Raw genomic sequence first — 17,016 nt, forward strand, 5'->3', positions numbered from 1 at the left:
CGTACTAGCAAGGTTCCGACATGAACTGGATCACAAACTACGTCCGTCCCCGGATTAATTCGATCTTCTCACGCCGGGAAGTCCCCGAAAACCTTTGGCACAAGTGTGACGAATGCGGCACGATGCTGTTCCACCGCGAATTGGCGGAAAACCAGAATGTCTGCACCCAATGTGATCATCATATGGCGATCACACCGCGCGACCGGTTCGGGCACCTGTTTGACGGTGGTATATTTACCGAGGTCGATGTTCCCGCTCCCAAAGATGATCCGCTACAGTTCCGGGACCAGAAGAGATACCCCGACCGGATGAAAGCAGCGCAGAAGAAAACTGGCGAGCAAGAGGCGATGCTGGTCGCCAAAGGTGATATCGGACGTACGCCGGTCGTGGCAGCGGCCCAGGATTTCTCGTTCATGGGCGGCTCGATGGGTATGTATGTCGGCAATGCCATCATTGCGGCCGCGCAAGAGGCAGTGAAGTTGAAACGCCCGCTGATCCTGTTCTCGGCAGCGGGTGGCGCGCGAATGCAGGAAGGCATCTTGAGCTTGATGCAGATGCCGCGAACCACCGTGGCGGTTGAGATGCTGAAAGAGGCCAAACTGCCCTATATCGTTGTACTCACCCATCCTACCACCGGAGGCGTGACCGCTTCTTATGCGATGCTGGGCGACGTCCATATCTCGGAACCCAATGCGCTAATCTGCTTTGCAGGCCCGCGCGTGATCGAACAGACCATTCGGGAAAAGCTGCCCGAAGGATTTCAGCGCGCAGAATACCTGCTGGACCACGGAATGCTGGACCGGGTAACGAAGCGTACCGAAATGCGTGACGAATTGATCACGATTACCCGCATGCTGATGAATCAGCCTCCTGCGGTCAAAGGTGATTTGCCCGCGCCCACCCCCGAAGCCCCAGAGAAAGACGCGGATCAGGAATGACTTCGCCATCGTCAGACGTCATCCTTGATCGGATGATGGCGCTGCATCCCAAGATCATTGACCTGACGTTGGATCGGGTGTGGCGTTTGCTTGCCGCACTGGAAAGCCCTCAGACCAAATTGCCTCCGGTCGTTCATATCGCAGGGACAAATGGCAAGGGGTCTACGCAGGCTATGATCCGCGCCGGTATGGAAGGGGCGGGGAAAACGGTTCACGCCTATACCTCTCCGCATCTTGCCCGGTTTCACGAGCGTATTCGGCTGGCAGGTGAGTTGATTTCGGAAGCCGAACTGACAAACGTCCTTGATGAGTGCTATGCCGCCAATGGTGGTGAGAACATCACCTATTTCGAGATTACGACCTGTGCGGCCCTGCTGGCCTTTGCCCGCAAACAGGCTGATTATACCTTGCTTGAGGTCGGCCTTGGCGGGCGCCTGGATGCAACAAACGTGGTGCACGAACCCGCCGTGACGGTTATCACGCCGGTTTCCATCGACCATGAACAGTTTCTAGGCGACACGTTGGGCAAGATCGCTGCCGAAAAAGCCGGGATCATCAAGCCGGGCGTCCCTTGTATCGTCGGCCCACAGCAGGACGAAGCGCTTGAGGTCATCGAATATACAGCGGCCCGTCTGGGCGCCCCATTGCTGGTACACGGTCAGCATTGGCATGTGACCGAGGAAAACGGACGTCTTGTGTATCAGGACGAAATCGGGCTGCGGGATCTGCCGCTGCCCAACCTGCTTGGCGCACATCAAATTCAGAATGCGGGTGCGGCAATAGCGGTATTGCGCCATCTTGAACTTGGTGATCAGGCCTATGAGGCCGCCGTTACCAAGGCCGAGTGGCCAGCACGGATGCAGCGTCTGAAATCCGGCCCGCTTGTTGAACAGGCCGCACAGGCCGAGCTGTGGCTGGATGGTGGGCACAATGCCGCCGCGGGAATTGCGCTTGCTGAAGTGCTGAGAAAATTACCGCAATCTCCGACACATTTGATCTGCGGAATGCTCAACACCAAAGATGTTACAGGCTATCTTGCACCGCTTGCCACGCAGGCTCAAAGCCTGACCGCAGTGTCGATACCGGGTGAGGCCGCAACGCTTAGCGCTGAAGATACGGCGCAGGCTGCTGACCAGGTTGGCTTGAAAGCCGACACAGCAGAGAGTGTATCCGCGGCCCTGCAGAAAATCACAGACCAAGACCCTCAGGCCCGTATCCTGATTTGCGGATCACTCTATTTGGCGGGCAACATCCTACGCGAAAACGGATAAGTCTTCACCTGGCTGAAATACCTTGGGGGAGGCGCGCAAAACGTGACGGGGCAGCGCCCCTATGCCCCCCAATCCTCGGCCTGCATCTCGCGCAGTCGCGAGGCAGTGCGTTCGAACTCGAACGTCCCTTCACCCTCGACATACAACATCTCGGGCTCTGCGGCCGCCGAACAGATCAGGCGAACCCGCGCCTCATACAAGGCGTCAATCAACGTCACAAAGCGCTTGGCCTCATTGAAATTATTCCGGGACAGGCGCGGGATGTCCTCCAGAACCAGGACTTTGACCGCCTCGGCAACGGCCAGATAATCTGCAGGGCCCAGCATCCGTCCGCACAGATCATAGAAGCTTGCTCGGGCTATCCCGTTCCGAAAGGCCGGCAATTCGACAGCACGGCCATTTACCTGCAACACCAGCGGTTCCGCCGCACCGCCCGCGAGATCGTTCCAGACGGATCGGATATTCTGTCGAGCCTCGGGGCCGATCGGCGTGAAATAGACTGGCGCACCTTCAAGACGGTTCTGTCGGTAATCAGTGGGCGAGACCAGCTCCCATATCTGAAGCTGTTCCTTGATATGCGCGATGAATGGCAAAAAGAGCTGGCGGTTCAAGCCGTTCTTGTACAATTCGTCCGGGTGCCGGTTGGATGTGGTGATGACCACGACCCCGCCAGCATGCAAAAGATCAAACAACCGCCCGACGATCATCGCATCGGTGATATCGGTGATCTGCATCTCGTCAAATGCCAGCAGTTTTACGGATTTGACAACCGAGTCCGCGACCGGTGCAAGCGCATCCTCAACTCCGTCCTTACGAGCTTTGTGCATCCCCGCGTGGATTTCCTGCATGAAAGCATGAAAATGGACGCGACGGGCAGGGATGTCGCCAAGCGCGTCGACAAACATATCCATCAACATCGACTTGCCACGACCAACTCCGCCCCAAAGATAAAGTCCCTGGGGCGGCGGGGGTGCCTTGCGAAAGAAACCACGCTTGACCGGGGTAGCCAAGGCCGCGCGAATGCGTTCGAAATGCGGAAGGACAGCCTCTTGCGCATCGTCCCGCGTCAAAGTGCCATCGGCGATGCGTGCCTCGTAAATCGATATCAAATCTGACATATCCCGAGGGATACCTTCACCTCAGGGCGTTGAAAAGAAGGCATTTGGAAGATGCATCAATTTTGCTTATCCGCGGCGTCAAAACTCCTGAATTGACCACGGTACAAATTTGCGTACCGTCGCGGCTCTGCCATCCCGAGGATTCAATGCCCCAACACGCGCGCCTGCTAAACCCGATCTTGATCGTCGGCTGCATCACTATCGCAGTCAGTTTTGCAGTGCGGGCATCCTTTGGCGTATTCCAGATCCCCATTGCGACTGAATTCGGCTGGCTGCGCACCGATTTTTCGATGGCGATTGCGATCCAGAATCTCGCTTGGGGAATTGGGCAACCCATTTTTGCCGCCATCGCCGAGAAGGTGGGGGATCGCCGTGCGATTGTGCTCGGGGCATTGACCTATGCAGCGGGCATGGTGTTGTCGGCGTGGTCCGTTACCCCGTTCGAGCATCAGATGTACGCCTGGCTTGTGGGCTTTGGGATTGCCGGCACGGGGTTTGGTGTCGTGCTTGCCGTAGTTGGACGGGCGTCCTCTGATCATAACCGCTCTATGTCTCTGGCCGTCGTGACAGCGGCAGGAAGCTTTGGCCAGGTTTTGGGTGCTCCAACGGCGGAATGGCTTTTGTCTTTTATGCCCTGGCAACAGGTTTTCATCGTGTTTGCTGTTGCCATCCTGGCACTGGTCTTGACTCTGCCCTTCATGCGCGCGCCCCAAGCCGCAACCAAAGCCGAAATCGAAGAGAACATGGGCCAGATTCTGGGTAAGGCCTTCCGGGACCCGTCTTATACCCTGATTTTCCTGGGATTTTTCAGCTGTGGTTATCAGCTTGGCTTTATCACAGCGCATTTTCCCGCTTTCGTTACCGAAATGTGCGGCCCGATTCAGCCGGGTGGAATACTGCATTCCATTGGTATAACGACAACTTCCGCATTAGGGGCTGTGTCGATTTCATTGATCGGGTTGGCCAATATCGGAGGGACATTGCTGGCGGGGTGGGCCGGAATGCACTTTCCCAAGAAATACCTTCTGGCCTCTATTTATGCCGCCCGCACGCTTACAGCGGCGGCTTTCATAATCCTGCCAATCACGCCAATCACGGTTGTTGTATTCTCATTGGTCATGGGTTCGCTCTGGCTGGCAACGGTTCCACTGACCTCGGGGCTTGTCGCACATTTGTACGGGTTGCGCTACATGGGTACGCTTTACGGCATCATCTTCTTCAGCCATCAGGTCGGCAGTTTTCTTGGCGTCTGGCTAGGCGGCCGCATGTATGACCAGTACGGAGATTACACCTTTGTCTGGTGGGTCGGCGTGGCCATCGGCGCCTTCAGCGCCATCGTTCACCTTCCCATCCGCGAGAACCGGCCGCTCTCCGTCGCAGCCTGATCTAGCGGGCCTCTTCGCGGGTCAAAAGCCCCTCTGCCACCAACCGGTCTGCCCATCCTTGCGGGCCCTCAAAATGATGCGTTTGCCAGCCTCGCGCCTGCGCCGTTTCGATATTGTCGATCCGGTCGTCGGTGAACAACAACGCCTCAGGCGCCAGACCACAATCGACCTCTACCTTCTCGTAAATCGGGACATGCGGTTTCACGGTCTGCATGCGACCTGAAACATACAGCCGGTCGAACTCGTTGAGGAATGGATAGACCGTGGTTGCATACTCAAAATTCTGCACCCCGAAATTTGTGAGCGCAAAGACCGAGATGCCTTTGGCGCGCAGCGCACGTTGCAGTCGTACCGAGTGGGGAATTTCGGGCGTGGCCAATTCGATCCATTTGTCGTGCCACATCCGGATTTCATCCCGCCATTGGGGATATTTTTCAGCCCAGCCATAGATGGTGTCCGTGAAGTGATGCCCCTGATCAACCAGATCATTCATTCCATGCAGGTCAACCTCGGCAAACATGGCCCGGCGACGGTCTTCACCAATAACCGCATCGTAGTACTGTTCTGGCTGCCATTCTATCAGGACATTCCCGATGTCGAAAACCACCGCTTCTATTGGCATGAATAATCCTTCTTAGAATCTCTGCTAGGGCTGACTGAATCAATCCTTGCTGCGCTTTTCAAGACAGGAACTGCAGCGCGCAGCGCTGCCCGGCCCAACCGGAGGGGACGCATCTCTGATGCGTCTGTGACGGGCGGGAGGGTCACGCCATTAGTGCCGCCCGCAATTCCCGTTCCAACGCATCCAAAAACCGGGACCTATCGGCCTTGCCAAAAGGCTTGCCACCGCCCCCTGCGCCCAGAGGGTTTGCCGAACGCAGGTCTGCCATCAGGTCGCGCATCGCCAGTTGCTGACCAATATTGGCGGCGGTAAAGGCCTCGCCGTTGTGACGTAATACACGCGCACCTGCTTCAACACATTTCGCGGCTAAAGGAATGTCTGAGGTCACAACCACGTCCCCTGTACCACAACGCTCTGCGATCCATTTATCGGCCTCATCCGCACCTGCGGACACGATCACAACCTGTACCAGAGGATTGGCCGAAGGTCTCAGACCCCCGTTCGAAACCAGAGCCATCGGAATCTTATGTCGGGTCGCTACACGCTCGGCCTCGGCCTTCACTGGACAGGCATCTGCGTCTATGTACAGGGTTGTCACGCTTTCTTTGCCTGTTTCTCGGCAGGCTTCTTCTTGACCTTGAATTCCTCGGGGATGGGCATCCGATTGAACGCATCCAGACCAGCGATCTTATAGGCCTCGGCCAAGGTCGGGTAGTTGAATGTGTTTTGAACGAAATAATCCACTGTGCCTTTCAGGTTCAATACAGCCTGTGCGATATGGATCAGCTCAGTCGCGCCTTCGCCTACGATCTGCACACCAAGAACCCGGCGGGTTTTCAGCGAAAACAGCATCTTCAACATGCCATGTTCCAACCCCATGATATGCCCGCGAGAAGTTTCGCGGAATCGCGCGACGCCAACCTCGTAAGGGATATCGCGCTCCTGTAGTTCCTCTTCGGACATGCCGCAGGTGGATATCTCGGGCACCGAATAGATGCCGTAAGGGTACCAGGGGCTTTCCGGCAGGGTCGGGGTCTCCAACGCGTGACATGCCGCCACGCGCCCCTGCTGCAGCGAGGTTGATGCCAGCGAGGGATGTCCGATTACATCTCCGGTCGCATAGATATGCGGTACCGCTGTCTGATAGGTCTTGCGATCGACCTCAATCCGGTTGCGGTGATCGGTTGTCAGCCCGACAGCATCCAGATTCAAGGCCGAGGTCGCGCCCATCCGCCCGGCGGCAAACAGCAACATCTCGGCCCGGACATGCCGTCCATTCTCGAGCGTCACTTCTACGTGGCTACCTCCATCTTCGATCTTTTCAACGGTAGAGCCCAGCCGCAAATCCACGCCGTTTTCGCGGATTTGGTGGGTAAAGTCGTGGATCAGCCGGCTGTCGATGAAATCCAGAAACGTCTCGCGGGGTTCAATCAGGGTGACACGTACATCAAGCGCGGAAAACATCGTGGCATATTCAACACCGATTACACCGGCCCCGATCACGCATAGCGAGCGCGGTATCTCGGCCATCTCCAGAAAATCATCGCCATCGACGATGGTCTTCCCGTTGAAGGGCACATAATCGGGACGATAGGTCTTGGTTCCGGTGGCAATCAGGAACTTTGCGGCGGACAGACGTGTGGTTTCGCCTGCGTCGGTTGCAACCTCAATCTCGTGGGGACCGACAAATCTTGCCAGACCATTTAAGGTTTCCACGTGGTTCCGATTGAACTGATGTTCCAGCACATCGACCTCATGGTCCAGCGTCATGTGCAGCCGAGCCTTGAGGTCTTCGGCCCGGATCTGATCCTTTACCCGGTACGAGCGCCCGTAAAAGCTGCGCTCGCGCCAGCCAGACAGGTTCAGCACTGTCTCGCGGAGGGTTTTTGACGGGATGGTCCCGGTATGGACCGAGACCCCACCCAACCGATCCTTGCGGTCGATAACCAGCACCCGGCGTTTCAACTTGCCTGCCTGAATCGCCGCCGAACGACCGGAAGGGCCGGACCCGACAATGATCAGGTCATAGTCGTATTTGCTCATGCCTCAGTCTCCATACAGTGCTTCGGCGTGGAAAGTGATGTGGTCTTCCATGAAGGTCGACACAAAGAAGTAAGAATGGTCATAGCCGGGCTGCAGACGGAAAACTGCCTGTTGGCGACGTTCGGCTATCGCCTGGGCCAGCGCCTCGGGGCGCAACAGGTCGATGAACTGGTCATTGTCGCCGGTGTCGATCAGGACAGGGCCGTCGAAACCGGTGTTCTTCATCATCAGCGATGCGTCGTGCTTGGCCCATTGGGCCGCGTCATCGCCCAGATATGCCTTCAGTTGTTTGCGGCCCCAATCGGCGCTTGTTGGGTTTGAAATTGGTGCAAATGCCGAAACCGATCGGAACCGACCCGGTAGGTTCATTGCCAATGTCAGGGCGCCATGGCCGCCCATGGAATGGCCGGTAATGGCCTGGCGGTCTGCGTCGATTGCAAAGGTTTCAACCAGCAGAGCGGGCAATTCCTCGGCCACATAGTCCCACATGTTGAAGTGCGGTGCCCAGGGTGATTGCGTGGCATTCACATAAAACCCCGCGCCCTGGCCCAGATCGTAGTCCTCGTGATCGGCGACGCCTTCGCCGCGCGGGGATGTGTCAGGGAAAACAAGGGCGATACCCTGTTCCGCGGCCCAGGCCTGCGCCCCGGCCTTGGTCATGGCGTTTTCATGGGTGCAGGTCAGGCCAGACAGATACCACAGAACCGGAACCGGGCCGTCCTTTGCCTCGGCGGGCAGGAACAGTCCAAAAGTCATGTCGCATTGGCAGGCAGCCGAGGCGTGGCGATAGACGCCCTGGACGCCTCCGAAACAAGCGTTTTCCGAAAGGGTTTCCATTTGGTTCCGTCCTTACGTTAGGTTCGCGCCATGGCTATCGTTACTCGGTCCGTGCGTAAAGTCTGTGTTCCTGCGGCCAGCGAGTATTTTTCCCTATCTGTGGCTTAGAATGTTCCGGCTATGGCAATCACCAGCGGCAGTGTCAGGATGCTGACCACGGTGGACAAGAGAATTGCGGCCGAAGCCCGATGGGGTGCGACCCCGTAATAGGCCGCCAGCATATAGACATTCCCAGCGACAGGCAGTGCTGCCGCTGCAATGGCAACCGAAGCCGAGAAGCTTTCCGCCGGGATCAGCCAGATTACGAAAACAGCAACGCAGAGCGGATGAATGATCAGTTTGCAAAAACTCAGCCAGGCAGCGATCTGAACACGCTCGGCGGATTTGCTGGCGAGCGATGCCCCTATCGCAAACAAGGCTCCCGGAGTGGCTGCCCCGCCCAGGATTGTCAGAAAATCGTTCAGTGGAACGGGCACGGGAATTTGGAAGGCTGACCACAAAAGCCCCGCTGAAATAGATACGATCATCGGGTTTTTGAGCAAACCGAGGCCAATCAACCTAAATGTTGCCGGCGTCAGCCGCCCATCGCGTCCGGCATTGATCAAAATCACGATCAGCGAGGAAAACACCACAAGGTCGACAGTCAATACCAGCATGACCGGGCCGATTGCTGCTTCGGTGAACAAAAGCGCAAGCATCGGCAGCCCCAGAAAGCCCACATTGCCGATCGCAGCGCATTGGGCCTCGACGGCCGAGGTTGGTATGTCAAGGCCGCGCATCCACGCGATCAGACTGGCCAGAGCATAAACCGTAAGCGTTCCCAGCAGATAGCCCGCGACCAATCTGCCGTCGAATATCTCGGCAAAGGGCAGGGTGGCGGCAAAGCGGAACAACATTGCCGAAAGCGCGAAATAGAACACGAATTTCGTCAGATAGGCCGTGGCTTCTTCCGAAAAGAACCGACTGCGCCCAGCCCAATACCCCAGGCCAATAATCGCAAAGAACGGCAGCGTACGCAGAAAAATATCAGCCATGGCCAGAGTGTTAGCACGGTTTTCTCTGGCGGCAACCCCTGGCCAATCAGGCCCCGCCGAACGACCTTCGCGGACTGACCTAACGGAAAAATTACCATAATCCCGCCTGCCCATGGCCGAAATCCTATGCGAATCGTTGTATCTGAACTGATCAGTTTATAGATTCGACGAATTCACCCCTGAAGGAGAGCGCATGTCCGAAGCAACTGCCATTTTGCGAACAGGCCGAAAATTTGATCAGGTCCTGCAAGGAGCCCGATCAGTGTTCATGGCAGATGGTTTCGAAGGAGCTAGTGTAGATGACATTGCGCGCGCGGCGGGCGTTTCCAAGGCGACTTTGTACAGCTATTTCCCGGACAAGCGTCTTCTTTTCATGGAGGTCGCCCAGAACGAATGCTGCCGTATGGCCGAGAATGTCGTTTCGATGGTTGACGATACAAAACCCGCACGCGAGGTGCTGACCATCGCTGCGACCCAGCTGGCCGCATTTCTGGTGTCGGATTTTGCGCAGCAGGTGTTCCGCATCTGCGTGGCCGAGCAAGATCGGTTCCCCGAACTTGGCCGCGCCTTCTATGAGGCGGGGCCGCAAAATGGCACCCGGCAACTTGCAGAATATCTGCAAAAAGCGGTGAATAAAGGCGAATTGGTTATCGAGGACCTTCAATTTGCCGCTGAACAGTTTTCGGAATTGTGCAAGGTCCGCCTTTGGCCCCGATCCACATTCGGCATTCAAAGCAGCTTTTCAGAGGCTGAGATTGAAGAGGTCGCGCTGCAGGCTGTCGACATGTTCATGGCCCGTTACGGCGCCTGACATTTGGGTCGGATCGACTCGATTCAAGATATGGATGTGGAGGTCGATCCCTGAAGCCCGCGGCATTTAGGATTGATGGCATTCAAGAGTTCGGACGCTCCTGCCCGGTGGCTTCGCCACTGCTTGGCTCTAATCGCCAAAGAACCGAAATCAGTTAGAAAACAGGCTCGACCAGGCAAATCATAACGCTGTACCTGCCCTCTTTTTTACTTCCTGATCGCTGGGCGGTGAACTCAGTTGACAATGGATTTTGTATTTTGGATACATTGGGCAGGGATTTCGCTGCGGTGACAGTCATCAAAGATTGTTCTGACTAGAAATTAGAACAACGCGAAAATCTGAAGAAAAAACATTTCTGGGAGAAACTCATGAAACTTAGATTGATGGCCGCAACTGCAGCGATTGCGTTGTCCAGTGCTGCGGCCCAAGCAAATACTTTGGTATATTGCTCGGAAGGATCACCCGAAGGCTTTGACCCGGCGCTATTTACCGCAGGGACAACCTTTGATGCCTCGTCACACCCGATTTACAACCGTCTGCTCGAGTTTGAGACCGGTACTACCAATGTTATCCCCGGTCTGGCGGAAAGCGTTGAGGCCAGCGATGATGGTCTGGAATATACCTTCAAATTGCGTCAGGGCGTCAAATTCCATTCGAATGACGAATTCACGCCGACGCGTGATTTCAATGCTGATGACGTGATCTTCTCGTTCATGCGCCAGAAGGATGAAGGCCATGCCTATAATCAGGTATCTGGTGGTACCTGGGAATATTTCCAGGGCATGGGTATGCCGGACCTGGTCGAGTCGATTGAAAAAGTCGACGACTACACAGTGAAGTTCACCCTGTCCAAGCCTGAAGCGCCTTTTGTGGCCAACATGGCGATGGACTTTGCCTCGATCCTGTCTGCGGAATATGCGGATGCGATGATGGCCGCGGGTACGCCTGAGAAGCTGAACACAGCACCGATCGGGACTGGTCCGTTCTCGTTTGTAGCCTACCAGAAAGACGCGGTGATCCGCTATGCGCAGAATGCTGACTACTGGAAGGCCCCTGCGGATGTGGAGAACCTGATCTTCGCGATCACGCCGGATGCATCGGTTCGCTATCAAAAGCTGAAAGCGGGCGAATGTCATATCATGCCTTATCCGAACCCGGCCGACATTCAGGCGATGCAGGACGATGCAGATATCAACATGTTGGAGCAGGAAGGCCTGAACGTCGGCTACCTCGCCTACAACACCACCATGGCACCGTTCGACAATCCGAAGGTCCGCAAGGCGCTGAACATGGCGATCGACAAGAATGCGATCATCGACGTCGTGTTCCAGGGCTCGGGCCAAGTTGCCAAGAACCCGATCCCGCCAACCATGTGGGGCTATAACGACGCCATCACCGATGACGCGTATGATCCCGAAGCGGCCAAGGCGATGCTGGAAGCCGAAGGCGTATCCGACCTGTCGATGAAGGTTTGGGCTATGCCGGTACAGCGTCCCTATAACCCGAATGCACGCCGTATGGCCGAGCTGATCCAAGCGGATTTTGCCAAGGTTGGTGTCGACGTCGAAATCGTGTCCTATGAATGGGGTGAATACCTGTCGCGTTCGAAAGATCTGGACCGTGACGGAGCCGTTCTGCTGGGTTGGACCGGTGACAATGGCGATCCAGACAACTTCCTGGCGGTTCTGCTGGGTTGTGACGGACGCGAAGCCTCGAACCGGGCGCAGTGGTGCCACGAGCCCTTCGAAGAGCTGATCCTCAAGGCCAAGCAGTCCACCGATCAGGCCGAACGCACCAAGCTGTACGAAGACGCTCAGGTGGTCTTCAAAGAGCAGGCGCCTTGGGCAACGATCGCACACTCGGTGGTCTTTATGCCGATGCGCAACGAAGTGCAGGGCTATAAAGTGCACCCGCTGGGCGGCCACATCTTCTACGGTGTGAGCGTCGAATAATTCATCACTTACCGACCGGAGCCGCCCGCGTGGCGGCTCCGGTTTCTTATTGGAGGTCGGCCCTGATGCCGAATTTGTCCGAGTACCGTCAACTGGCAAAGGACATGTCAGTTGATGCCGTGGCCCTTGTGCCCGGCCCGAATTTCACCCGCGCATTGGGAAAACCTTTCATGAGCCACGAGCGGCCCTTTGTGGTCGTGGTCCCCGGCGAAGGTTCTCCTGCGGCCATCGTTCCCAACCTTGAGCTCGGCAGTTGGGACCTGGTTGAATTTGAAGGCGCCGTTTTCGACTGGTTCGACCAGACCGGATATGATGACGCCTTTGCAGCCCTCGCCAAGCATATGCCGCTGACATCGCTGGCTGTGGAAGGGCAGGTGATGCGAGTCTTTGTGTCGAAAGCGTTTACCAACGCGTTACCGGACCTGCGGATTGTCGATGCCGAGCGTGAAATTTCTGGCTTGCGCATTATCAAGACAGAAGACGATATCGCAGCGCTTCAAGCCGCGATCGACATCTCTGAACGCGCATTAGAGCGCGTGATTGCGGATGTGCGCGTCGGTCAGACCGAATTGCAGATTGAACAGGCCTTGATTCAGGCGCTGTTTGCGGAAGGCGCCGCCTCGCTGGCATTTTCGCCGATTGTTGCCGCCGGGGATAACTCGGCGCGGCCCCATGGTAAGGCGCGGGCGGATTACCAGATCAAACCGGGCGATGCGCTTTTGTTTGATTTCGGAGCCCGCAAACATGGGTTTGCCGCCGACATCACCCGCACGTTCTTTGTCGAAGAGGTCTCGGACGAGGGCAGGGCGGTCTATGACACCGTTCTGCGCGCCAATCTGGCAGGGTTCAAAGCCTGCCGTCCCGGTGTCACGGCGCATGATATCGACGATGCCGTGATCGGCGTTCTCGAAGCGTCACCCTATGCCGACCGGATCCGCACCAAAACGGGCCACGGGCTGGGCCGCGACGTTCACGAAGCGCCGTATATCATGCGTGGAAACGACCAGAAAATCCTGCCGGGCATGGTTTGGACAAACGAGCCGGGCCTTTACGCGCTGGACAATTTCGGCGTGCGCATAGAAGATGACGTGCTTGTTACAGGGGATGGCTGTCGGTCGCTGACCCACTTTCCCAAAGATCTCACAATCATAGGTCGCTGATGTTTGGCTACTTTCTTTCTCGTCTCGGTATGTTCATTCCGACGTTCCTGGGTGTAACGCTTATCTCCTTCATGTTCATTCGGGTTTTGCCCGGTGATCCGATCATCGTCATGGCCGGTGAACGCGGAATGTCCGAGGAACGCTATCAGGAAATGGTGGTCAAACTGGGCTTCGACAAGCCGGTACTCCAACAATATTGGGACTATCTGACCGGCGTTATGCAGGGCGATCTGGGCGAAAGCTTTGTCACCAAGAAACCGGTCTGGGACGAGTTTTTTGCCCTGTTCCCAGCGACGCTGGAGTTGTCAATCTGCGCGATGATCTTCGCGGTGGCCCTTGGGTTGCCCGCCGGTGTCATTGCCGCAGTCAACCGGGGCAAATTCTTTGATCGGGCGCTGATGTCATCTGCGCTGGTGGGATATTCGATGCCTATCTTCTGGTGGGCGCTGCTGCTGATCATCGTGTTCTCGGGCAATTTGGGCTGGACACCTGTTTCGGGTCGGATCGACCTTCTGTATTACTTCCCCAGCGTGACCGGCTTTATGCTGATCGACAGTCTCTTGTCGGGGCAACCCGGGGCATTCACGTCGGCTGTTCGGCATTTGATTCTGCCAACGATTGTTCTGGGGACGATCCCGCTGGCTGTCATTGCGCGTCAGACGCGCTCGGCGATGCTTGAGGTTCTGGGCGAGGACTACATTCGTACCGCGCGGGCAAAAGGCCTGTCACCCACTCGGATCAACGGGCTGCATGCTCTGCGTAATGCGTTGATCCCCGTGATTACGGTGATCGGCCTGTCGGTTGGAACTTTGCTGGCTGGTGCAATTCTGACCGAGACGATCTTTAGCTGGCCGGGCATAGGCAAGTGGATGGTCGACAGCATCTTCCGGCGCGATTACCCGGTGGTGCAGGGCGGTCTTCTGATGATCGCCGTGATCGTGATGCTGGTGAACCTACTGGTCGATGTCCTTTATGGCATCATCAATCCAAAAATCCGGAGGCGGTGATGGCTGAACTATCCGCAAATGCACCCAAAACCGAAGACCGCCCAAGCGCCTTGCGCGAATTCTGGTTTTATTTCAGTGAAAACCGCGGCGCGGTGATTGGCCTGTGGGTATTCGCTGCCTTTGTCTTTTGTGCTGCCTTCGCACCTTTGCTGGCCCCCTACGATCCAACCGAACAGTTCCGCGAGCATATCCTGCAGCCTCCGGCGTGGCAGGAAGGCGGCAGTTGGGCCTTCCCGCTGGGGACTGATCCACTCGGCCGGGATATGCTTTCGCGGCTGATTATGGGATCTCGCTATTCCTTCTTTGTCGGGATCGTCGTGGTTTGTGTGGCCGTGTCAGGCGGTGTGGTTCTTGGCCTGCTATCCGGGTTTGCACCCAAATGGGTCGATACGATGATCATGCGCGTGATGGATATTATCTTGTCCTTTCCGTCGCTGCTGCTGGCACTGGTTCTGGTCGCCATTCTGGGCCCGTCTCTGACCAATGCAATGATCGCCATCGCCATTGTGTTTCAACCACATTACGTGCGCCTCACCCGCGCCTCGGTTCTGGCCGAACGGCAAAAGGATTATGTGACCTCGGCTCGTGTGGCCGGTGCAAGCAAGGCACGCCTGATGTTCAAAACCGTGCTGCCGAACTGTCTGGCGCCGATCATTGTCCAGGCGGCGCTGTCCTTCTCGACCGCGATTCTGGATGCTGCGGCACTTGGCTTTCTGGGCATGGGGGCGCAGCCGCCCACGCCGGAATGGGGTACGATGCTGGCCGAAGCGCGCGAATTCATTCTGCGCGCGTGGTGGGTGGTAACTTTCCCGGGCCTGGCCATTCTGGTCACGGTGCTGGCAATCAACCTGATGGGCGACGGTCTGCGCGACGCGCTGGACCCCAAGCTGAAACGGAGCTGACGACATGAGCCTGTTGGAAATCCGAAATCTTTCGGTCGAGTTTGCTACTGCGTCGGGTGAGTTCCGCGCTGTGGATGGCGTTGATCTGTCTGTCAACAAGGGCGAGTTGATGGCCATTGTCGGGGAAAGCGGCTCGGGGAAATCCGTTTCAATGCTGGCGCTGATGGGGTTGCTGCCATGGACGGCGACGATCACGGCAGATGAAATGAGCTTTGAGGGTCGCGACCTGACCAAAATCTCGGCACGGGATCGGCGCAAGATCATCGGCAAAGATATTGCCATGATCTTTCAAGAGCCGATGTCTTCGCTAAACCCCTGTTTCACGGTCGGTTTCCAGATCAAGGAAGCACTGCGTATCCATTTGGGACTAAACCGCAAAGACCGTCATCAGCGCGCGATTGAGCTGTTTGACCTGGTGGGTATCCCGGCACCCGAGAGCCGCCTGAATACGTTTCCTCACCAGATGTCGGGCGGCATGAATCAGCGGGTCATGATCGCGATGGCGATTGCCTGCACCCCGAAACTTCTGATCGCGGACGAACCCACTACCGCGCTTGATGTAACGATTCAGGCGCAGATTCTGGATCTGTTGGTCCGATTGCGCGATGAGCAGGGGATGGGCCTTGTTCTGATTACCCATGACATGGGTGTTGTGGCAGAAACCGCCGAGCGGGTTCAGGTCCAATATGCCGGTCAAAAGGTCGAGGAACAGCCGGTACGCGATCTGTTCCGCACACCGCGCCATCCTTATACCTCAGCTTTGCTGAACGCTTTGCCTGAACGGGCAACTTCGAAATTGCTGCCGACGATTCCAGGTGTTGTTCCTGGTCAATTTGACCGTCCCAAAGGTTGCTTGTTCAGCCCGCGATGCCAATTCGCCGATGACTTGTGCCGGAACACACCACCCGCTCCGCATGGAGCAGATTTCGGCAAGGCCCGCTGTCACCACGTCAAGGAAATCACCGCTGGAGAATTGGCATGACCGCCCCGATCGTTCAGGCAAACGCGTTGGCCCGGCACTATGAGGTCAAAGGGGGATTGCTGTCGAAATCGGCAACGGTCAAAGCCCTGTCCGGTGTGGATTTTGCCCTAGAGCCTGGTAAGACGCTGGCCATTGTAGGAGAGTCCGGGTGCGGTAAATCCACCCTCGCTCGCGTCGTAACGATGATTGAAGAGCCCACTTCGGGAACACTGACCATCGACGGTGTCGATATCACCCCTTCAAAATGGGCTGAGATGCGCGAAAACGTGCAGATCGTGTTTCAGGATCCCTATGGTTCGCTTAATCCGCGACAACGGATCGGTCAGATCCTGCAGGAACCTCTGATCATCAACCGGCCCGATATGACCGCTGCGGAACGGGAAACTCGCGCACGCGAAATGATTGATCTTGTCGGTCTGCGCCCCGAGCATTATGATCGCTACCCCCACATGTTTTCGGGTGGCCAACGGCAGCGGATTGCGATTGCCCGAGCCCTGATGCTGAACCCCAAGGTTCTGGTTTTGGATGAGCCGGTATCGGCGCTGGATGTTTCGATCCAGTCACAAATCCTGAACCTGCTGGTTGAACTGCAAGAGCGTCTGAACCTGGCCTACCTGTTCATCTCGCATGACCTGTCTGTGGTGAAGCATTTCGCTGATGACGTAATTGTCATGTATCTGGGACGCGCAGTCGAGAAAGCTCCGAAAGAACAGTTGTTCGCGGCGCCCCGGCATCCTTACTCCAAAGCGTTGTTGTCGACGACACCGCGTGCCGACCCCGAGGCGCGTAAGGAACGGATCAAGCTGGAAGGTGAGTTGCCCTCACCGATGAATATCCCCAAGGGATGTGCCTTTGCTCAGCGATGCTGGCTGGCAACTGACGAATGCCGTGCGGCACCACCCGATCTGCAAGGAACAACCCATCAGGCTGCATGCCTGCATCCGCTGGGTTAGG

General features: G+C 56.7%; 16 protein-coding genes. 10 read left to right on the forward strand and 6 right to left on the reverse strand.

The genetic code is table 11. The features are described 5' to 3' along the window. The first annotated feature begins 20 nt into the window (after nucleotides 1-20). Together accD and AC2FJV_RS10410 are read left to right on the forward strand one after the other, a co-directional pair. Entirely contained in the window at nucleotides 21-938 is a 918-nt protein-coding gene (accD, locus tag AC2FJV_RS10405) for an acetyl-CoA carboxylase, carboxyltransferase subunit beta (protein WP_496689318.1), read from the forward strand. Then, entirely contained in the window at nucleotides 935-2,209 is a 1,275-nt protein-coding gene (locus AC2FJV_RS10410; RefSeq protein ID WP_496689320.1) for a bifunctional folylpolyglutamate synthase/dihydrofolate synthase, read from the forward strand. Before accD ends, AC2FJV_RS10410 begins: the two co-directional genes overlap by 4 nt. A 59-nt stretch (nucleotides 2,210-2,268) precedes the next feature. Here AC2FJV_RS10410 and zapE read toward each other — a convergent pair whose 3' ends face one another. Then, the gene (zapE, locus tag AC2FJV_RS10415) at nucleotides 2,269-3,327 is read right to left on the reverse strand and encodes a cell division protein ZapE (RefSeq protein ID WP_496689322.1); all 1,059 of its coding nucleotides are present in this window, start codon (nucleotides 3,325-3,327) and stop codon (nucleotides 2,269-2,271) included. Nucleotides 3,328-3,473: 146 nt separating this feature from the next. On the opposite strand from zapE, the gene AC2FJV_RS10420 reads away from it, so the two are divergent. Then, nucleotides 3,474-4,712 carry an MFS transporter gene (locus AC2FJV_RS10420; RefSeq protein ID WP_496713639.1) on the forward strand — a complete coding sequence of 413 codons (1,239 nt, stop codon included), beginning with the start codon at nucleotides 3,474-3,476 and terminating at the stop codon, nucleotides 4,710-4,712. Between the two features lies 1 nt (nucleotide 4,713). Here AC2FJV_RS10420 and AC2FJV_RS10425 read toward each other — a convergent pair whose 3' ends face one another. The 5 genes from AC2FJV_RS10425 to AC2FJV_RS10445 all read right to left on the reverse strand — a co-directional run bounded on the left by AC2FJV_RS10425 (nucleotide 4,714) and on the right by AC2FJV_RS10445 (nucleotide 9,248). Continuing rightward, complete coding sequence (locus AC2FJV_RS10425) at nucleotides 4,714-5,334, reverse strand: HAD-IA family hydrolase (RefSeq protein WP_496713641.1); 621 nt, start codon at nucleotides 5,332-5,334, stop codon at nucleotides 4,714-4,716. A 142-nt stretch (nucleotides 5,335-5,476) separates the two neighbouring features. Continuing rightward, nucleotides 5,477-5,932 (reverse strand): YaiI/YqxD family protein, encoded by a 456-nt coding sequence (locus AC2FJV_RS10430; protein ID WP_496713643.1) that lies wholly within the window; start codon nucleotides 5,930-5,932, stop codon nucleotides 5,477-5,479. Beyond that, nucleotides 5,929-7,377, reverse strand: coding sequence for a Si-specific NAD(P)(+) transhydrogenase (gene sthA / locus AC2FJV_RS10435; RefSeq protein WP_496713645.1), 1,449 nt, complete (start codon nucleotides 7,375-7,377; stop codon nucleotides 5,929-5,931). The genes AC2FJV_RS10430 and sthA overlap by 4 nt, the downstream gene beginning before the upstream one ends. A 3-nt stretch (nucleotides 7,378-7,380) precedes the next feature. After that, nucleotides 7,381-8,214 carry an S-formylglutathione hydrolase gene (fghA, locus tag AC2FJV_RS10440; RefSeq protein ID WP_142636325.1) on the reverse strand — a complete coding sequence of 278 codons (834 nt, stop codon included), beginning with the start codon at nucleotides 8,212-8,214 and terminating at the stop codon, nucleotides 7,381-7,383. A 104-nt stretch (nucleotides 8,215-8,318) separates the two neighbouring features. Further along, nucleotides 8,319-9,248: an AEC family transporter gene (locus tag AC2FJV_RS10445; RefSeq protein WP_142636323.1), complete on the reverse strand. Its 930-nt coding sequence runs from the start codon at nucleotides 9,246-9,248 to the stop codon at nucleotides 8,319-8,321. A gap of 193 nt (nucleotides 9,249-9,441) precedes the next feature. Between AC2FJV_RS10445 and AC2FJV_RS10450 the strand changes: the two genes are divergently transcribed. From AC2FJV_RS10450 to AC2FJV_RS10480, 7 genes are all read left to right on the forward strand, one after another. Then, complete coding sequence (locus tag AC2FJV_RS10450) at nucleotides 9,442-10,059, forward strand: TetR/AcrR family transcriptional regulator (protein WP_142636321.1); 618 nt, start codon at nucleotides 9,442-9,444, stop codon at nucleotides 10,057-10,059. A 368-nt stretch (nucleotides 10,060-10,427) separates the two neighbouring features. Continuing rightward, a complete protein-coding gene (locus AC2FJV_RS10455; RefSeq protein ID WP_142636319.1) occupies nucleotides 10,428-12,011 on the forward strand; it encodes an ABC transporter substrate-binding protein in 1,584 nt (527 codons plus the stop codon). 65 nt (nucleotides 12,012-12,076) lie between these two features. After that, entirely contained in the window at nucleotides 12,077-13,171 is a 1,095-nt protein-coding gene (locus tag AC2FJV_RS10460; RefSeq protein WP_142636318.1) for a M24 family metallopeptidase, read from the forward strand. Further along, nucleotides 13,171-14,178, forward strand: a complete 1,008-nt coding sequence (locus AC2FJV_RS10465) for an ABC transporter permease subunit (protein WP_142636316.1) — start codon at nucleotides 13,171-13,173, stop codon at nucleotides 14,176-14,178. The genes AC2FJV_RS10460 and AC2FJV_RS10465 overlap by 1 nt, the downstream gene beginning before the upstream one ends. Then, complete coding sequence (locus AC2FJV_RS10470) at nucleotides 14,178-15,080, forward strand: ABC transporter permease subunit (protein WP_185956667.1); 903 nt, start codon at nucleotides 14,178-14,180, stop codon at nucleotides 15,078-15,080. The genes AC2FJV_RS10465 and AC2FJV_RS10470 overlap by 1 nt, the downstream gene beginning before the upstream one ends. 4 nt (nucleotides 15,081-15,084) lie before the next feature. After that, nucleotides 15,085-16,062, forward strand: coding sequence for an ABC transporter ATP-binding protein (locus AC2FJV_RS10475; RefSeq protein ID WP_142636312.1), 978 nt, complete (start codon nucleotides 15,085-15,087; stop codon nucleotides 16,060-16,062). Continuing rightward, a complete protein-coding gene (locus AC2FJV_RS10480) occupies nucleotides 16,059-17,015 on the forward strand; it encodes an ABC transporter ATP-binding protein (RefSeq protein ID WP_281972919.1) in 957 nt (318 codons plus the stop codon). The genes AC2FJV_RS10475 and AC2FJV_RS10480 overlap by 4 nt, the downstream gene beginning before the upstream one ends. Nucleotide 17,016 lies beyond the last annotated feature (1 nt).

The sequence above is a fragment of the Ruegeria sp. CDSA241 genome (assembly GCF_059611265.1).